Origin of the sequence: Streptomyces sp. NPDC059355 (assembly GCF_042752335.1) — a bacterium.
In the GTDB taxonomy this organism is placed as follows: domain Bacteria; phylum Actinomycetota; class Actinomycetes; order Streptomycetales; family Streptomycetaceae; genus Streptomyces.
The window spans coordinates 50739-66103 of sequence record NZ_JBHYXN010000029.1 but is presented as its reverse complement, the minus strand read 5'-3'; the positions used below and the strand labels follow the sequence as shown (position 1 = coordinate 66103).

The window sequence follows — 15365 nt, the reverse complement described above, 5'->3', positions numbered from 1 at the left end:
GATGCGTGGTCAGCGGGTGGGGTCCTCGCCGCGGTCCAGGGCCTTCCACAGGTCCTCGGGCCGGTCGGGGTCCACCACCGCCGCCTTGCGGGGCCGGGGGCTGCCGTCCCGCTCGTAGCGGCCGCCCATCGCCGGCCAGCCGCTGCCGAACCGCAGGGCCAGCAGTCCGGCGACCAGGATCAGGGCCGCGCCGGCGGCCGTGATGTACGGCCAGGCCGTGTGGGTCAGCGCCCCCACCTGCGCCGCCGTGTCCGCCGTCGTACGGGCGGCCTGCGCGTCCAGGGCCTGTCGGTCGTCGGCGGCCAGTACGGCGGCCAGGGCCGCGCCCAGGCCGCTCAGCGCGAGCAGCCCGGAGACCAGCAGCCGGCTCCTGCCGCGTACGGCGAACACGGCCACCAGGGCCGCGAGGCCCACGATGGCCAGGGCCGCCGGCAGCCCGGTGACGGCCCGCCCGTCCGCGGTGAGCGGCAGCGAGCCGCCCCCGACGGCGGCGGTGCCCCGGGCCCAGACGCGGCCGGAGGCGAGCAGGACGACGGAGGCGCCGAGCGCGCCGAGCAGCAGGGCGACGGCCACGCTGCGGCGGCCGCCGCGGCCCTCCGGGGCCTGCGGGGCGTCGGGGGCGTCGGCGTCGGTTCGGGGTGGGGGTACGGCACTCACGTACCCACTATCCCCTACCGGGTCACGAGCCGTTCAGCCGGTTCGCCGCTCCCACCGCGCGCAGCACGGCGGCGGCCTTGTTGCGGCACTCCAGGTCCTCCAGCTCGGGCACCGAATCCGCGACGACTCCCGCGCCCGCCTGGACGTACGCCGTGCCGTCGCGCAGCAGCGCGGTGCGGATGGCGATGGCCGTGTCGGAGTCACCGGCGAAGTCGAGGTAGCCGACGCAGCCGCCGTAGAGTCCGCGCCGGGTGGGCTCCAGCTCCTCGATGATCTGCATGGCGCGCGGCTTGGGCGCACCCGAGAGGGTGCCCGCCGGGAAGCAGGCGGTCAGCACGTCGAAGGCGGTCCGGCCCTCGGCGACCCGGCCGGTGACGGTCGAGACGATGTGCATGACGTGCGAGTACCGCTCGATCGACATGAAGTCGACCACCTCGACCGATCCCGGCTCGCAGACCCGGCCCAGGTCGTTGCGGCCCAGGTCGACGAGCATCAGGTGCTCGGCGCGCTCCTTGGGGTCGGCCAGCAGCTCCTCGGCGAGCTCGTGGTCCTCCTGCGGGGTGGCCCCGCGGTGGCGGGTTCCGGCGATCGGGTGGACCATGGCCCGCCCGTCCTCGACCTTGACCAGGGCCTCGGGGCTGGACCCGACGACGTCGAAGCCGTTCTCGAAGCGGAACAGGTACATGTACGGGGACGGGTTGGTGGCCCGCAGCACCCGGTAGACGTCCAGCGCGGAGGCCGCGCAGGGGGTCTCGAACCGCTGCGAAGGCACCACCTGGAAGGCCTCGCCGGCCCGGATCCGCTCCTTGATGTCCTCGACGGCCTCCTGGTACTTCTCGCCGCCCCACAGCGCCGAGAACTCCGGCAGCTCGGAGGCGGGCAGCGGGGTGGGCGTGTACGGGGCGGGCCGGGCGAGATCGGCCTCCATCGCGTCGAGCCGGGCCACCGCGTCCGCGTACGCCTCGTCCACGCCGCTGTCGAGGTCGTTGTGGTTGATGGCGTTGGCGATGAGCTGGACCGTGCCGTCCCAGTGGTCCATGACGGCCAGGTCGGAGGTGAGCAGCATGGTCAGCTCGGGCAGCTCCAGGTCGTCGGCGGTCTGCTCGCCGATGCGCTCCAGGCGGCGCACGATGTCGTAGCCGAGGTAGCCGACCATTCCGCCGGTGAAGGGCGGCATCCCGGCGGCGAGGTCGCGGGGCGTGTGCAGGGTCTGGACGGTGGCGCGCAGCGCGTCGAGCGGGTCCCCGTCGGTGGGGACGCCGACGGGCGGGGTCCCGATCCAGTGCGCGCGGCCACCCCGGACGGTCAGCGTGGAGGCGCTGCGGACGCCGACGAAGGAGTAGCGGGACCAGGAGCGGCCGTTCTCGGCGGACTCCAGGAGGAAGGTGCCCGGGCGTTCGGCGGCCAGCTTGCGGTAGAGCCCGACGGGGGTGTCACCGTCGGCCAGCAGCTTGCGGCTCACGGGGATGACGCGGCGGTCCGCCGCGAGCTTGCGGAACGTCTCAAGATCCATGGGGTGGGACCTACCTACCTATTCGGCCAGCGGAAGGACATCGGCGTCGAAGCACGTACGGGCGCCCGTGTGGCAGGCGGCGCCGACCTGGTCGACCTTGACGAGGAGGGTGTCGGCGTCGCAGTCGAGGGCGACGGACTTCACGTGCTGGAAGTGGCCGGACGTATCCCCCTTCACCCAGTACTCCTGGCGGCTGCGGGACCAGTAGGTGCAGCGGCCGGTGATCAGGGTGCGGTGCAGGGCCTCGTCGTCCATCCAGCCGAGCATGAGCACCTCACCGGTGTCGTACTGCTGGGCGATGGCCGGGACCAGGCCGTCCGCGGAGCGCTTGAGGCGGGCGGCGATGGCGGGATCGAGGGAGGACGTACTCATGGGGGCCATTGTGCCGCGCCCGGACGGCCGTGAAGGATCACCGTCCGCCTGATGGGCGGGCAAAGCACGGCCCGCGGTCGTAGGGTGGCCCCCATGTCTACCCATGCGAAGCGCGAACGCCTGCTGCTGGCGGACCTGTTGGAGGCGGTGGGGCCGGAGGCGCCGACGCTGTGCGACGGCTGGCGGGCCCGGGAACTGGCCGCGCACGTGGTGGTCCGGGAGCGCCGCCCGGACGCGGCGGGCGGCCTGCTGCTGAACGTCCTGAAGGCCCGGCTGGACAAGGCGATGGCCGAGTACACGGCCAAGCCGTACGAGGAACTGATCCAGCTGATCCGGACCGGCCCGCCGAAGATGTCCCTCTACTCGGTGAAGCAGATCGACGAGGCGGCCAACGCGGTGGAGTTCTACGTCCACGCCGAGGACGTACGGCGGGCCCAGCCGGACTGGTCGCCTCGCGCGCTGGACCCGGTGTTCTCGGACGCCCTGTGGTCCCGTCTGGAGAAGCTGGCGCGGCTGACGGGCCGCCGCTCGCCGGTGGGCCTGGTGCTGCGCCGCCCGAACGGCCAGACGGCGGTGGCGCACAAGGGCACCCCGGTGGTGACGGTGACCGGCGAGGCGGGCGAACTGACCCTCTTCTGCTTCGGCCGCCAGGACGCGGCCGCGGTGGAGCTGGACGGCCCGAAGGAGGCCGTCGCCAAGCTGACGGCGGCCAAGCTCGGCATCTGAGGCACGGGGCTCCGGGGCGGGCGCCGCAGGGCTCCGGTTCCGCCGGGCCGGTGAAAACGGCACGGCGCCTCGGGGGGAAAGGTTTCCGCACCCCCTCCCCTCCCTACGCTCCGTCACGGATGCCGACCGATTCGGTGTCGTCACCGTGGAAGGAATGGAACCCCCATGCGTCTTCGCACCACTGCCGCCGCGCTCGCCGGAGCCCTCGCGCTGGTCCTCCCCGCCGGAGCCCAGGCGTTCGCCGACGACGGCAAGGTCCTCGACTACGTGTACGTGGACCAGCAGAACGCCGAGAAGAACGCCCAGATCAAGGATGCCGGCGCGGACCAGTGCCACGCGCTGCCGTCCGCCTCGTCGAAGGTCCTCGAAGTCGTGAACAGGACCGACTCGGAGGCCCTGCTGTTCGAGGACGCGGAGTGTGGGGGCGAGCCGGTCGCCACCCTCCAGCCGGGCGACAAGGCCGGCGACTTCCACGCCGCCGCGGTGGTCTTCCGCAAGGTGCGCGAGCAGGAGCAGACGGACAAGCAGGAGGCGAACAAGCAGAACCCGGACAAGCAGCAGGCCGACAAGCAGGAGAAGCCGCAGATGCCGGAGCAGGACGACTCCGACTCGTTCGACGACTTCCGCTAGGCCGTCTCCCGGGGAGTGTCTTGTCGATCGGGCCGGATCAGGGAGCGGGGTCTGGTGCCGTGGCTCGCAAGGCGGACACCGGACCCCGCGAGCCCGGCCTGATCGGCAAGACACGACCTGACGGCCGCCGCCCGGCCGGGGACCGGGGCGATCCCCCGCGTCATCCCGGCCGGTGCGGCCCGGCTCCGGTCAGCGGACCGGGTGGCCCGCCTCGCGCAGCGTTTCCTTGACCTGGCCGATCCGCAGGTCGCCGAAGTGGAACACCGAGGCCGCGAGCACCGCGTCGGCTCCGGCCGCGATCGCCGGGGCGAAGTGCTCCAGCCGCCCGGCGCCGCCCGAGGCGATCACCGGGACGCTGACGTGCTTCCGCACGGCCGCGATCATCTCGGTGTCGTACCCGTCCTTCGTGCCGTCCGCGTCCATCGAGTTCAGCAGGATCTCCCCGGCGCCGAGCTCGGCCGCCCGGTGCGCCCACTCGATGGCGTCCATGCCGGTGCCCTGGCGGCCGCCGTGCGTGGTGACCTCGAAGGAACCGGTCGCGGTGCGCCGGGCGTCCACGGACAGCACCAGCACCTGCCGGCCGAACCGCTCCGCGATCTCCCGGATCAGCTCGGGCCGCGCGATGGCGGCGGTGTTCACGCCGACCTTGTCGGCGCCGGCCCGCAGCAGCTTGTCCACGTCCTCCGCGGTGCGGACGCCGCCGCCCACGGTCAGCGGGATGAACACCTGCTCGGCGGTCCGCCGCACCACGTCGTAGGTGGTCTCGCGGTTCCCCGACGACGCGGTGATGTCGAGGAAGGTCAGCTCGTCGGCGCCCTCGGCGTCGTACAGCTTGGCCATCTCCACCGGATCGCCGGCGTCGCGCAGGTTCTGGAAGTTGACGCCCTTGACGACGCGGCCGTTGTCCACGTCCAGGCAGGGGATCACTCGTACGGCGAGGGTCATGCGGACGCCTCCCCCACCGGGCCGTACGCCTCGACCTCGACCTCGACGACCATCGACGGGTCGACGAAGCCGGAGACGATCAGCATCGTCGCGGCGGGCCGGACGCCGTCGAAGAGGGTCTTGTGGGCGCGGCCCACCTCGTCCACGTCGCGGGCGTGGGTGAGGTACATGCGGGTGCGCACCACGTCCTCGGGGCCGAGTCCCGCCTGGGCGAGGGCCTTGAACGCGACGCCGAACGCGGCGACGGTCTGGTCGTACGGACCGCCCGCGTCGCCGGCGGTGCAGCCGGAGACGAGCACGAGCCCGTTCGGGAGCTGCACGGCGCGGGAGTACGCGATGACGTCCTCGTAGGGGCCGCCGGAGGAGATGCGGCGTACTTCGTCGGAGCTCATGCGGAGACCACCTTCAGGGCTTCTTCCAGGGTGAAGGCCTTCGCGTACAGGGCCTTGCCGACGATCGCGCCCTCGACGCCCGCCGGCACCAGCCCGGCCAGCGCCCGCAGGTCGTCCAGCGAGGAGATGCCGCCGGAGGCCACGACCGGCCGGTCGGTGGCGGCGCAGACGTTCTTCAGCAGCTCCAGGTTGGGGCCGGTCAGCGTGCCGTCCTTGCCGATGTCGGTGACGACGTACCGGGCGCAGCCCTCGGAGTCCAGGCGCGCGAGGGTCTCGTAGAGGTCCCCGCCCTCGCTGGTCCAGCCGCGGCCCTTGAGGGTCGTACCGCGTACGTCGAGACCGACCGCGATCTTGTCGCCGTGCTCGGCGATGGCCTTCGCGGCCCACTCGGGGGTCTCCAGGGCGGCGGTTCCGAGGTTGACGCGGGTGCAGCCGGTGGCGAGGGCCGCGGCGAGCGAGGCGTCGTCGCGGATGCCGCCGGACAGCTCGACCTTGATGTCCATGGCGCCGGTGATCTCGGCGACGAGCGCCCGGTTGTCACCGGTGCCGAAGGCGGCGTCGAGGTCGACGAGGTGGAGCCACTCGGCGCCGGAGGCCTGCCAGGCGAGGGCCGCCTGGAGCGGGGACCCGTAGGAGGTCTCGCTGCCGGACACGCCGTGCACGAGGCGGACGGCCTGGCCGTCGCGGACGTCGACGGCAGGCAGCAGTTCGAGCTTGCTGACGGTCATCAGAGGGTCTCGATCCAGTTGGTGAGGAGCTGGGCGCCGGCGTCGCCGGACTTCTCGGGGTGGAACTGGGTGGCCCACAGGGCCCGGTTCTCCACCGCCGCGACGAAGGGCTCGCCATGCGTGGCCCAGGTGACCCGGGGGGCGCGGATCGCGGGGTTGGTGACCTCCAGGCTCCAGTCGCGGACCGCGTACGAGTGCACGAAGTAGAACCGGGAGCCGGCGTCCAGGCCCTTGAAGGCCTGGCTGTCGGCCGGCGCGTCCACGGTGTTCCAGCCCATGTGGGGCACGATCGGGGCGCGCAGCGGCTCGACGGTGCCGGGCCACTCGTCGAGGCCCTCCGTCTCCACGCCGTGCTCGATGCCGCGCTCGAAGAGGATCTGCATGCCGACGCAGATGCCCATGACGGGCCGCCCGCCGGAGAGCCGGCGGCCGATGATCCAGTCGCCGCGGGCGTCCTTGAGTCCCCGCATGCAGGCCGAGAAGGCACCGACACCGGGCACGAGCAGCCCGTCGGCGTCCATGGCCTTGTCGTAGTCGCGGGTGATCTCGACGTCCGCCCCGACCCGCGCCAGCGCGCGCTCGGCGGAACGTACGTTTCCGAAGCCGTAGTCGAAGACCACGACCGTCTTGGTCGGTCGGGCTGCGCTCATTCCCAAATCCCCTGGATCCGCAGGACTCCGGCGGCGAGGCACATCGCGGAGCCGATGGCGAGCAGGATGATGACCGACTTGGGCATCTTCTGCTTCTGGAAGGAGTAGACGCCGCCGGCCAGGAAGAGGCCGAGGACGATCAGGACGGTGTTCAGGCCGTTCACGGCTAGAGGGCGCCCTTCGTGGAGGGCAGGATTCCGGCGGCGCGCGGGTCGAACTCCGCCGCGTAGCGCAGGGCGCGGGCCAGGGCCTTGAACTGGCACTCCACGATGTGGTGGGCGTTGCGGCCGTACGGGACGTGGATGTGCAGGGCGATCTGGGCCTGCGCGACGAAGGACTCGAAGATGTGCCGGGTCATCGTCGTGTCGTACTCGCCGATCATCGGCGCCATGTTCTCGGGCTCGGTGTGCACGAGGTACGGGCGGCCGGACAGGTCGACGGTCACCTGGGCGAGGGACTCGTCGAGCGGCACGGTGCAGTTGCCGAAGCGGTAGATGCCGACCTTGTCGCCGAGGGCCTGCTTGAAGGCGGCGCCGAGCGCGAGCGCGGTGTCCTCGATGGTGTGGTGGCTGTCGATGTGCAGGTCGCCGTCCGTCTTGACCGTGAGGTCGAAGAGGCCGTGGCGGCCGAGCTGGTCGAGCATGTGGTCGTAGAAGCCCACGCCCGTGGAGACGTCGACCTTGCCGGTGCCGTCGAGGTTTATCTCGACGAGGACCGAGGTCTCCTTCGTGGTCCGTTCGACCCGTCCGATGCGGCTCATGCGTGCTGCTCCTTCTTCAGTGCGCGAACCGCTTCCAGGAACGCGTCGTTCTCGGCCGGGGTGCCGGCGGTGACCCTCAGCCAGCCCGGTACGCCGTTGTCCCTGACCAGGACACCCTGGTCGAGGATCTTCTGCCAGGCGGTGTGCGAGTCCTCGAACTTCCCGAACTGGATGAAGTTCGCGTCGGACTCGGTGACCTCGTAGCCCGTGGCCCGCAGCTCGGCGACGAGGCGGTCCCGCTCGGCCTTGAGCTGTTCGACGTAGCCGAGCAGGGTGTCGGTGTGCTCCAGGGCGGCCAGCGCGGTCGCCTGGGTGACGGCCGACAGGTGGTACGGCAGGCGTACGAGCTGGACGGCGTCGACCACGGCCGGGTGGGCGGCCAGGTAGCCCAGGCGCAGCCCGGCGGCGCCGAAGGCCTTGGACATGGTCCGGGAGACCACCAGGTTCGGGCGGCCCTCGATCAGCGGCAGGAGCGAGTCCCGGTGGCTGAACTCCACGTACGCCTCGTCCACGATCACCAGGGAGGGCTTGGCCGCCTGTGCGGCCTCGTAGAGGGCGAGGACGGTCTCCGCCTCGACCGCGGTGCCCGTGGGGTTGTTGGGCGAGGTGATGAAGACGACGTCGGGCGCGTTCTCGGCGATGGCCTGCTCGGCCGCCTCCACGTCGACGCGGAAGTCCTCGCGGCGCGGCCCGGAGATCCAGCCCGTGCCGGTGCCGCGCGCGATCAGCGCGTGCATGGAGTACGAGGGCTCGAAGCCGATCGCGGTCCGCCCGGGCCCGCCGAAGGTCTGCAGCAGCTGCTGGATGACCTCGTTGGAGCCGTTGGCGGCCCATACGTTCTCGCGGGTGACCGGGTGCTTGCCCGTACGGGTGAGGTACGCGGCCAGCTCGGTCCGCAGCTCGACCGCGTCCCGGTCGGGGTAGCGGTTGAGGGTGCGGGCGGCGTCGGCGACGCGCTCGGCGATCCGCGCGACGAGCTCGGCGGGGAGCTCGTACGGGTTCTCGTTGGTGTTCAGCTGGACGGGCACGTCGAGCTGCGGGGCGCCGTACGGGGTCTTGCCGCGCAGCTCGTCCCGGATGGGGAGGTCGTCGATCCCGAAGCTCACTGGGTGGGCACCTTCCAGCCGAAGCGCGCCTTGAGGGCCGCGCCGTGCGCCGGCAGGTCCTCGGCCTCGGCCAGCGTCACCACGTGGTGGGTGACCTCGGCGAGGGCGTCGCGCGTGTAGTCGACGATGTGGATGCCGCGCAGGAAGGACTGCACGGACAGGCCGGAGGAGTGGCAGGCGCAGCCGCCGGTGGGCAGCACGTGGTTCGACCCGGCGCAGTAGTCGCCGAGCGAGACGGGGGCCCACGGGCCGACGAAGATCGCGCCGGCGTTGCGTACGCGGGCGGCCCAGGCCGCGGCGTCGGCGGTCTGGATCTCCAGGTGCTCGGCGCCGTACGCGTCGACGACCTTGAGGCCGTCCTCCAGGCTGTCGACCAGCACGATCGCGGACTGCCTGCCCGCGAGCGCCGGCTTGATCCGGTCCTCGACGTGCTTGGTGGCCGCGACCTGCGGCTCCAGCTCGCGCTCGACGGCGGCCGCGAGCTCCTCGGAGTCCGTGACGAGCACGGCGGCGGCCAGCGGGTCGTGCTCGGCCTGGCTGATCAGGTCGGCGGCGACGTGCACCGGGTCGGCCGTGGAGTCCGCGAGGACCGCGATCTCGGTGGGGCCGGCCTCGGTGTCGATGCCGATGCGGCCGGTGAAGTAGCGCTTGGCGGCCGCGACCCAGATGTTGCCGGGGCCGGTCACCATGTTGACGGGGAGGCAGTCCTCGGTGCCGTACGCGAACATCGCGACGGCCACGGCGCCGCCGGCCGCGTACACCTCGTCCACGCCGAGCAGGGCGCAGGCGGCGAGGATCGTGGGGTGCGGCAGTCCGCCGAACTCCTTCTGCGGCGGGGACGCGAGCGCGATCGACTCGACGCCCGCCTCCTGGGCCGGGACGACGTTCATCACGACGGAGGACGGGTACACGGAGCGGCCGCCCGGGGCGTACAGGCCCACGCGCTCGACCGGAACCCACTTCTCGGTCACGGTTCCGCCGGGGACCACCTGGGTGGTGTGTTCGCTGCGGCGCTGCTCGCGGTGGACGATCCGGGCGCGCCGGATCGACTCCTCAAGCGCGGCGCGGACGGCCGGGTCGAGCTCGGCGAGGGCGGTCTTGAGGGCCTCGGCGGGGACCCTGACCTGCTCCAGCGTGACGCCGTCGAACTTCTGCGCGTACTCGATCAACGCCGCCGTGCCGCGATGATGGACGTCCTCGCAGATGGGCCGCACCTTCTCCAGGGCGGCTTCCACGTCGAACTCGGCACGGGGCAGCAGATCGCGCAGGGTGCCGCCCTCGGGGAGGGCGTCACCGCGCAGGTCGATACGAGAGATCACCTCCCAATTCTCTCAGACCGCCTCCCGCCACCGTTCGCCCGTATCACTGGCTGATACACGCCCCGGGTGTCACCGGTGCCCATTAGCGTTCCCCTACACGTATGCACAGCGGAGGGGGGCCGCCATGGCGGAGTCACGGCCGGGCGAGCAGCCCGCGGATCTCACCGATCCCGAACGCCTCATGTGGCAGGCGTACCGGACGGGCAGCGTCTGCGATCTCAGCGCCCGCGCCGCCAACGAGGACAATCCGCACGACAGCGGGCGGACCTGGGGCGCCGGGCGCAGCGTCCGCGCCCAGGTGGTGGCGCTGCTGCTGCTCCACGGACCGCCGCCGGTGCCGGGCCGGGTGTCCGCGCTGAAGCTGCGCGGCGTACGGATCACGGGGCGGCTCGACCTGTCCGGGGGGACGGTGGACCCGTACGTCGAACTCCAGTCCTGTCGCTTCGACAGTGAGATCCAGCTGTCCGAGACCCGCTTCATCACCCTGCGCCTGATCAACTGCGCGATACCGAGGCTGGACGCCTCCCGGCTGCACACCGAGGGCGACCTGCACCTGCCGCGCTGCCGCGTGGCCCGCGGGATCCGGCTGACCGACGCCCAGATCGGCACCGACCTCCTGATCAGCCAGGCCGTGGTACGGCGGGACAACAAGGGCCGGGCCATAGCCGCCGACGGGATGTCGGTCGCGCAGGACTTCCAGGGCGAGCTGCTGGAGACGGACGGCGAGGTGAGCCTGCGCGGAGCGAAGGTCGGCGTGTCGATGAACCTGCGCGGGGCCCGGCTGCGCAATCCGCACGGGCGGCGCGCGCTGAACGCCCCGCAGCTGACCGTCGAGCGGACCTTGTACCTGACCTCGATCGCCCTCGACTACGTCCCCGGCGACTCCGGCTCCTCCACTCCCCCGTACGGGCTGGGCCAGACGCCCACGCGCGGACAGCGGGCCCAGCGCTTCGAGTGCCGGGGCGGGCTGCGCCTGGACGACGGCCGCTTCGGCGACGCCGTCGACTTCTACGGGGCCCGGTTCGTCCTGGCGGACGGGCAGGAGGTCTCGCTGCGCCGGATCCAGACCCCGGAGCTGCGGTTCGTCGGGGAGCGGCCGGAGCGGGGGCGGGTGGTGCTGTCGGGGGCGAAGGTGGTCAAGCTGGTCGACACCTCCACCAGCTGGCCCGGCCCGGGCGGGGTCTCGATGGAGGGGTTCGCCTACGAGAACCTCGCACCCCGCGGCCACTTCCCGCTCGCGCGCCGGCTGGACTGGGTGGCGGCGGCCACCCCCGAGTACTCGCCGGAGCCGTACGAGCGGCTGGCCGCCGTACTGCGCGCGAGCGGCGAGGACGCGGACGCCCGCGAGGTGCTGCTGGCCAAGCAGCGCCGGCGCCGGGCCACCCTGCCGCCGGCGCTCAAGGCCTGGGGGTACCTCCAGGACTGGACCGTGGCGTACGGGTACCGGCCGGGCCGGGCCGCGCTGTGGATGGCGGTGCTGTGGGCGGCGGGCGCCCTGCTCTTCTCCCGGCACGAGCCGCCGCCGATCAAGGCGGACGAGCACCCGCACTGGGACCCGGCGCTCTACGCCCTGGACCTGCTGCTCCCGGTGATCGATCTCGGCCAGGACGGCCAGTGGAACGTGGAGGGCGGCTGGCAGTGGGGCTCCGCGGCGCTGGTCCTGCTGGGCTGGACCCTGGCGACGACGGTGGCGGCGGGAGCCTCGCGGCTGCTGCGGCGGGGGTGAGCGCGGGGAGCGCGGACAATGGAAGTGACAGGCCCTGGCCCCCGGCCACTACCCTGTGCGTCGTGACCTCCGTTCGCCTGCCCCTCTTCCCGCTGAACTCGGTGCTGTTCCCGGGACTCGTCCTCCCGCTGAACATCTTCGAGGAGCGTTATCGCGCCATGATGCGCGATCTGCTGAAGACGGGCGAGGACGAACCGCGCCGCTTCGCGGTCGTCGCGATCCGCGACGGCCGGGAGGTCGCGCCGACCGCGCCGGGCCTGCCCGACCAGACGGCGCTGCCCGAACGGGGCCCGACGGCGGGTTTCGGAGCCGACCCCGTCCAGGCCTTCCACCGGGTGGGCTGCATCGCGGACGCGGCGACGATCCGGGAGCGGGAGGACGGCAGCTTCGAGGTCCTGGCCACCGGTACGGCGCGGGTGCGGCTGCTGTCGGTGGACACCTCGGGCCCGTACCTGGTCGCGGAGCTGGAGGAGCTCCCGGAGGAGGCGGGCGAGGGTGCGGGCGCGCTGGCGGAGGGGGTCCTGCGGGCCTTCCGGAACTACCAGAAGCGGCTGGCCGGAGCCCGGGAGCGGTCCCTGACCTCGGGCGCCGACCTGCCGGACGAGCCGTCGGTGGTCTCGTACCTGGTGGCGGCGGCGGCCGTACTGGACATCCCGGCGAAGCAGCGGCTGCTCCAGGCGCCGGACATCGCGACGCGGCTCGCGGAGGAACTGAAACTGCTGCGCGCGGAGACGGCGGTCATCCGCCACCTCCCGTCGCTGCCGGCGGTGGACCTGACGCGCGCGCCGACGAGCCCGAACTGATGGCGAAGGACTGATGGCGAAGAAGAAGGCCCCCGCTTCGGCGGGCACTCCGGCGATCGTGGCCCTGACCTCCGCCCAGGCGGATTTCACGGTGCACGCCTACGAGCACGATCCGGCGCACCCCTCGTACGGCGAGGAGGCGGCGCAGGCCATGGGGGTCTCCCCGGACCGGGTCTTCAAGACGCTGGTCGCGGAGGTGGACGGCGTACTGGTGGTGGCGGTGGTCCCGGTGTCGGGGAGCCTGGACCTGAAGGCGCTGGCGGCCGCGGTCTCCGGGAAGCGGGCGGCGATGGCCGACCCGGCACTGGCGGAGCGCACGACGGGGTACGTGCGGGGCGGCATCTCCCCGCTGGGCCAGCGCAAGCGGCTGCGCACGGTGGTGGACCGGTCGGCGACGGGGCACGCCACGATCTGCGTCTCGGCGGGCCGCCGGGGCCTGGAGGTCGAACTCCCGCCCGCCACCCTGACCACGCTGACGGAGGCCACCCTGGCCCCCATCGCCCGCGCGTAGCGGGACCCGCACTCCGCCGCGGCCTGCGGTCAGGCCCGCGGGCGCTCCGGTGCGGAGGGGTCCGACGGGGCCGAGTGCACGTGGGGCGGGGGGTAGACCCCCCAGTCCGCGTCCTCGGACGGGTCCGGGTCGTGCGGGGTCCACAGGGCCGTCAGGCCGAGGTGGAGGGCCACGGCGACCATCGGCCAGACCAGCAGCACCCCCCGCGCCAGCAACTGCAGCGGCGCGTCGAAGGCCACCCCCTTGCCCGCCTTCACCGCCGCGGCGGCCACGTCCGCGGACGGTCCCAGCCACAGCCCCATCCGCCACCCGACCAGCGAGGCGAAGCAGGATCCGACCACCAGCCCGACGACCAGCGGCACACCGCCGCGGCGCCGCCACAGGAACACGAGCACCGCGCTCAGCACGCCGAACGCCAGTGACAGCAGGAAGAACGTCCCGTCGGCCCCGATCCGGGCCTCGCTCTCGGAGTTCTTCAGGAAGACGGCCTCGCCGTTCGAGACGTACTGGGCCTTCGGCGCCAGCCACGCCCACAGCACGCCGAGCAGCACACCGGCCACCCCGATCAGCAGGGCCGCGGCGGCCCCGTCGCGGATGTCCGCCGGGGTGATGCCGCCGGCGGAGCCGCCCGGCTTCTCGGGCGGCAGCGGTGGTTCGTGCGGGGAGGGTGTGGTCACGGCTTCGGTCACCCCCACATCGTGCCAGGTGCCGACGGCGTCGACATCAGCAGGACCGCCGCCGGAGCGGACGGCCGCTTCAGCGGACGGCCGCCCGCCGGTACGCCCACGTCGCGACGGCCAGCGAGAGCACCCCCACCATCGCGCACACCCCGAGGTCCAGCCCGACCGCCGCCCAGTCCGGATGCGGGGCGAAGGTCCGCGCGAACGCCTCCACCCCGTACGTCGACGGCAGCAGATCCCGCGCCCACACGATCACGTCCGGCATCCGCTCCGGCGGCAGCACCCCCAGCAGCAGCGCCGCCGACATGCCGAGCTGCCCGGCCAGCGTGGCCAGCTCCTGCCTCGGTGCCAGCAGCCCGAGCGCCGCGCCCAGCCCGGCCAGCGCGGCTCCGGCCAGCGGCACCACCGCGGCCAGGATCCACAGCCCGCCCATCGGCAGCCCGAACAGCAGGCATCCGAACACCGCCGTCACCAGCGTGCCCGGCAGCGTGAAGGAGGCGTACGCGGCCGCCGCGCCCAGCACGACCGAGGCCGGCGGCACCGGCAGCGTGGCGTAGTGGTCGAGCCCGCCGCTGGCCCGCAGCTGCCCGAAGTACTGCGCGAGCAGGTTCAGCGCGACGAAGGCGACGACCAGTACGGAGGAGCCGGCGACGACGGCCCGTGCCTCCGAGCCCCCGTCCACCACGCCCCGCATCAGGATCATGATCCCGACGGACTGGAAGGTGGCCACGAACAGCAGCGGGATCCGCGACACCCGGGCCCGGGACAGCTGCGCCCGGTACACGGCGGCCAGCGCGGGCAGCAGCCGCGCCTGCGGTGCCAGCACCCCTTCGGCGGTCGTACTCACGACTTCACCAGACCCTTCGCGGTACGCCCGCCCAGCGCGAGGTAGACGTCCTCCAGGCTCGGGGTCGCCAGCGTGAAGTCGTCGAGGGCGGCGAAGGCGGGACCCCCGGTGACGGCGGCCACCGCGGCCCGCGCCTCGTCCGGTGCCAGCCGCAGCACCCACCGGCGTCCCGACTCGACGGCGTCCGCGCGCAGCCGCGCGACCTCGGGCACGTCCAGCGGAGCGTGTTCGCGCCACACCAGCTCCAGCCGGACCTCGCCGGAGACCCGGGCCTTCAGGCCGGCCGGGGAGTCGCAGGCGATGACCCGGCCCTGGTCGATGACGGCGACCCGGTCCAGGACGGTCTCGGCCTCGATGACGTTGTGCGTGACGAGCAGGACGGTGGCCCCGTGCTGCGCGCGCCGCCGGTCCACGGCCGCCCACACGGCCCGCCGGGCGACCGGGTCCATGCCGGTGGTGGGCTCGTCGAGGACGAGCACGGGCCGCTCCCCGACCAGTGCGGCGGCGAAGCAGGCCAGGCGCCGCTGTCCGCCGGAGAGCTTCTTCAGGGGCCGCCCGGCGATCGCGGTCAGCCCGAGTTCCTCCAGTACGGCGTCCCGCTCGGCGCGCGCCGGGCGTACGCCGAGCCCGCGCAGCCGTCCCGTGGTCTCGGCGGCCAGCGCCACCGTGAGCTCGTCGAGGGCGGTGGACTCCTGCCCCAGGTAGGCGAGCAGCCGGGCCGCCCGCTCCGGGTGGCGTACGAGGTCGTGGCCGAGCAGGGTCACCGAGCCGGAGTCGGGCCGCATCAGGCCGGTGAGCTGGCGCACCAGGGTGGACTTGCCGGCGCCGTTGGGGCCGAGCAGGCCGAAGATCTCGCCGCGCCGTACGTCCAGGCAGATCCCGTCGGTGGCCCGGGTCTCGGGCAGGGCGGGAGCCCCGCGCCCGCCGCGTACCGCGGGATACGTCTTGACCAGGTCACGCACCGCGCAGACCACGTCCGAAGCCGCGTCCGCGGCCACTG

At 73.1% G+C, this 15365-nt stretch carries 19 protein-coding genes; 5 read left to right on the top strand and 14 right to left on the bottom strand.

Annotated elements, in window-relative coordinates; genetic code table 11:
- Window positions 1-9 precede the first annotated feature (9 nt).
- Genes ACFXGI_RS25560 through hisI form a run of 3 tightly spaced genes read right to left on the bottom strand, consistent with a single transcriptional unit; the run spans window position 10 to window position 2551 of the window.
- The gene (locus ACFXGI_RS25560; protein WP_384710934.1) at window positions 10-657 is read right to left on the bottom strand and encodes a TIGR02234 family membrane protein; all 648 of its coding nucleotides are present in this window, start codon (window positions 655-657) and stop codon (window positions 10-12) included.
- Between the two features lie 22 nt (window positions 658-679).
- Window positions 680-2170, bottom strand: coding sequence for an anthranilate synthase component I (locus ACFXGI_RS25555; RefSeq protein WP_384710931.1), 1491 nt, complete (start codon window positions 2168-2170; stop codon window positions 680-682).
- An 18-nt stretch (window positions 2171-2188) separates the two neighbouring features.
- Window positions 2189-2551: a phosphoribosyl-AMP cyclohydrolase gene (gene hisI / locus ACFXGI_RS25550; protein WP_384710928.1), complete on the bottom strand. Its 363-nt coding sequence runs from the start codon at window positions 2549-2551 to the stop codon at window positions 2189-2191.
- A gap of 84 nt (window positions 2552-2635) precedes the next feature.
- On the opposite strand from hisI, the gene ACFXGI_RS25545 reads away from it, so the two are divergent.
- Window positions 2636-3268: a TIGR03085 family metal-binding protein gene (locus ACFXGI_RS25545; RefSeq protein ID WP_384710924.1), complete on the top strand. Its 633-nt coding sequence runs from the start codon at window positions 2636-2638 to the stop codon at window positions 3266-3268.
- 165 nt (window positions 3269-3433) lie between these two features.
- A complete protein-coding gene (locus tag ACFXGI_RS25540) occupies window positions 3434-3898 on the top strand; it encodes a hypothetical protein (RefSeq protein WP_384710921.1) in 465 nt (154 codons plus the stop codon).
- 189 nt (window positions 3899-4087) lie between these two features.
- On the opposite strand, the gene hisF is transcribed toward ACFXGI_RS25540, so the two are convergent.
- The 8 genes from hisF to hisD are packed head-to-tail and all read right to left on the bottom strand — an operon-like array spanning window position 4088 to window position 9798.
- Window positions 4088-4843, bottom strand: a complete 756-nt coding sequence (gene hisF, locus ACFXGI_RS25535; protein ID WP_384710918.1) for an imidazole glycerol phosphate synthase subunit HisF — start codon at window positions 4841-4843, stop codon at window positions 4088-4090.
- Complete coding sequence (locus tag ACFXGI_RS25530) at window positions 4840-5235, bottom strand: RidA family protein (protein WP_384710915.1); 396 nt, start codon at window positions 5233-5235, stop codon at window positions 4840-4842. The genes hisF and ACFXGI_RS25530 overlap by 4 nt, the downstream gene beginning before the upstream one ends.
- On the bottom strand, window positions 5232-5963 hold the full coding sequence (priA, locus tag ACFXGI_RS25525; RefSeq protein ID WP_384710913.1) for a bifunctional 1-(5-phosphoribosyl)-5-((5-phosphoribosylamino)methylideneamino)imidazole-4-carboxamide isomerase/phosphoribosylanthranilate isomerase PriA: 732 nt from the start codon (window positions 5961-5963) through the stop codon (window positions 5232-5234). Before priA ends, ACFXGI_RS25530 begins: the two co-directional genes overlap by 4 nt.
- Window positions 5963-6613 (bottom strand): imidazole glycerol phosphate synthase subunit HisH, encoded by a 651-nt coding sequence (hisH, locus tag ACFXGI_RS25520; protein ID WP_384710910.1) that lies wholly within the window; start codon window positions 6611-6613, stop codon window positions 5963-5965. Before hisH ends, priA begins: the two co-directional genes overlap by 1 nt.
- On the bottom strand, window positions 6610-6777 hold the full coding sequence (locus ACFXGI_RS25515; RefSeq protein ID WP_384710907.1) for a hypothetical protein: 168 nt from the start codon (window positions 6775-6777) through the stop codon (window positions 6610-6612). The genes hisH and ACFXGI_RS25515 overlap by 4 nt, the downstream gene beginning before the upstream one ends.
- A gap of 2 nt (window positions 6778-6779) precedes the next feature.
- The gene (gene hisB, locus ACFXGI_RS25510; protein ID WP_030155936.1) at window positions 6780-7373 is read right to left on the bottom strand and encodes an imidazoleglycerol-phosphate dehydratase HisB; all 594 of its coding nucleotides are present in this window, start codon (window positions 7371-7373) and stop codon (window positions 6780-6782) included.
- A complete protein-coding gene (locus ACFXGI_RS25505; protein WP_384710904.1) occupies window positions 7370-8479 on the bottom strand; it encodes a histidinol-phosphate transaminase in 1110 nt (369 codons plus the stop codon). Before ACFXGI_RS25505 ends, hisB begins: the two co-directional genes overlap by 4 nt.
- Window positions 8476-9798, bottom strand: a complete 1323-nt coding sequence (gene hisD, locus ACFXGI_RS25500; protein WP_384710901.1) for a histidinol dehydrogenase — start codon at window positions 9796-9798, stop codon at window positions 8476-8478. Before hisD ends, ACFXGI_RS25505 begins: the two co-directional genes overlap by 4 nt.
- A 124-nt stretch (window positions 9799-9922) precedes the next feature.
- Here hisD and ACFXGI_RS25495 point away from each other — a divergent pair, with 124 nt between their 5' ends.
- The 3 genes from ACFXGI_RS25495 (at window position 9923) to ybaK (ending at window position 12838) form a co-directional block, all read left to right on the top strand.
- Complete coding sequence (locus ACFXGI_RS25495; protein ID WP_384710898.1) at window positions 9923-11524, top strand: oxidoreductase; 1602 nt, start codon at window positions 9923-9925, stop codon at window positions 11522-11524.
- A gap of 62 nt (window positions 11525-11586) precedes the next feature.
- Window positions 11587-12327, top strand: coding sequence for an LON peptidase substrate-binding domain-containing protein (locus ACFXGI_RS25490; RefSeq protein WP_384710895.1), 741 nt, complete (start codon window positions 11587-11589; stop codon window positions 12325-12327).
- A 13-nt stretch (window positions 12328-12340) separates the two neighbouring features.
- Complete coding sequence (gene ybaK / locus ACFXGI_RS25485; protein ID WP_384710892.1) at window positions 12341-12838, top strand: Cys-tRNA(Pro) deacylase; 498 nt, start codon at window positions 12341-12343, stop codon at window positions 12836-12838.
- A 29-nt stretch (window positions 12839-12867) separates the two neighbouring features.
- Here the strand turns inward: ybaK and ACFXGI_RS25480 are convergent, their stop codons facing one another.
- The 3 genes from ACFXGI_RS25480 to ACFXGI_RS25470 all read right to left on the bottom strand — a co-directional run bounded on the left by ACFXGI_RS25480 (window position 12868) and on the right by ACFXGI_RS25470 (window position 15363).
- Entirely contained in the window at window positions 12868-13527 is a 660-nt protein-coding gene (locus tag ACFXGI_RS25480; protein WP_384710889.1) for a DUF2567 domain-containing protein, read from the bottom strand.
- 67 nt (window positions 13528-13594) lie between these two features.
- A complete protein-coding gene (locus tag ACFXGI_RS25475) occupies window positions 13595-14365 on the bottom strand; it encodes an ABC transporter permease (protein ID WP_384710887.1) in 771 nt (256 codons plus the stop codon).
- Window positions 14362-15363: an ABC transporter ATP-binding protein gene (locus tag ACFXGI_RS25470; RefSeq protein ID WP_384711008.1), complete on the bottom strand. Its 1002-nt coding sequence runs from the start codon at window positions 15361-15363 to the stop codon at window positions 14362-14364. Before ACFXGI_RS25470 ends, ACFXGI_RS25475 begins: the two co-directional genes overlap by 4 nt.
- Window positions 15364-15365 lie beyond the last annotated feature (2 nt).

What these genes read in the sequence shown, in the direction of transcription:
- ACFXGI_RS25540 (WP_384710921.1), top strand. Translation starts at nt 3,434, where the DNA reads ATGCGTCTTCGCACCACTGCCGCCGCGCTCGCCGGAGCCCTCGCGCTG.
- priA (WP_384710913.1), bottom strand. Translation starts at nt 5,963, where the DNA reads ATGACCGTCAGCAAGCTCGAACTGCTGCCTGCCGTCGACGTCCGCGAC.
- ACFXGI_RS25555 (WP_384710931.1), bottom strand. Translation starts at nt 2,170, where the DNA reads ATGGATCTTGAGACGTTCCGCAAGCTCGCGGCGGACCGCCGCGTCATC.
- ACFXGI_RS25495 (WP_384710898.1), top strand. Translation starts at nt 9,923, where the DNA reads ATGGCGGAGTCACGGCCGGGCGAGCAGCCCGCGGATCTCACCGATCCC.
- hisI (WP_384710928.1), bottom strand. Translation starts at nt 2,551, where the DNA reads ATGGCCCCCATGAGTACGTCCTCCCTCGATCCCGCCATCGCCGCCCGC.
- hisF (WP_384710918.1), bottom strand. Translation starts at nt 4,843, where the DNA reads ATGACCCTCGCCGTACGAGTGATCCCCTGCCTGGACGTGGACAACGGC.
- hisB (WP_030155936.1), bottom strand. Translation starts at nt 7,373, where the DNA reads ATGAGCCGCATCGGACGGGTCGAACGGACCACGAAGGAGACCTCGGTC.
- ybaK (WP_384710892.1), top strand. Translation starts at nt 12,341, where the DNA reads ATGGCGAAGAAGAAGGCCCCCGCTTCGGCGGGCACTCCGGCGATCGTG.
- hisH (WP_384710910.1), bottom strand. Translation starts at nt 6,613, where the DNA reads ATGAGCGCAGCCCGACCGACCAAGACGGTCGTGGTCTTCGACTACGGC.
- ACFXGI_RS25545 (WP_384710924.1), top strand. Translation starts at nt 2,636, where the DNA reads ATGTCTACCCATGCGAAGCGCGAACGCCTGCTGCTGGCGGACCTGTTG.
- ACFXGI_RS25530 (WP_384710915.1), bottom strand. Translation starts at nt 5,235, where the DNA reads ATGAGCTCCGACGAAGTACGCCGCATCTCCTCCGGCGGCCCCTACGAG.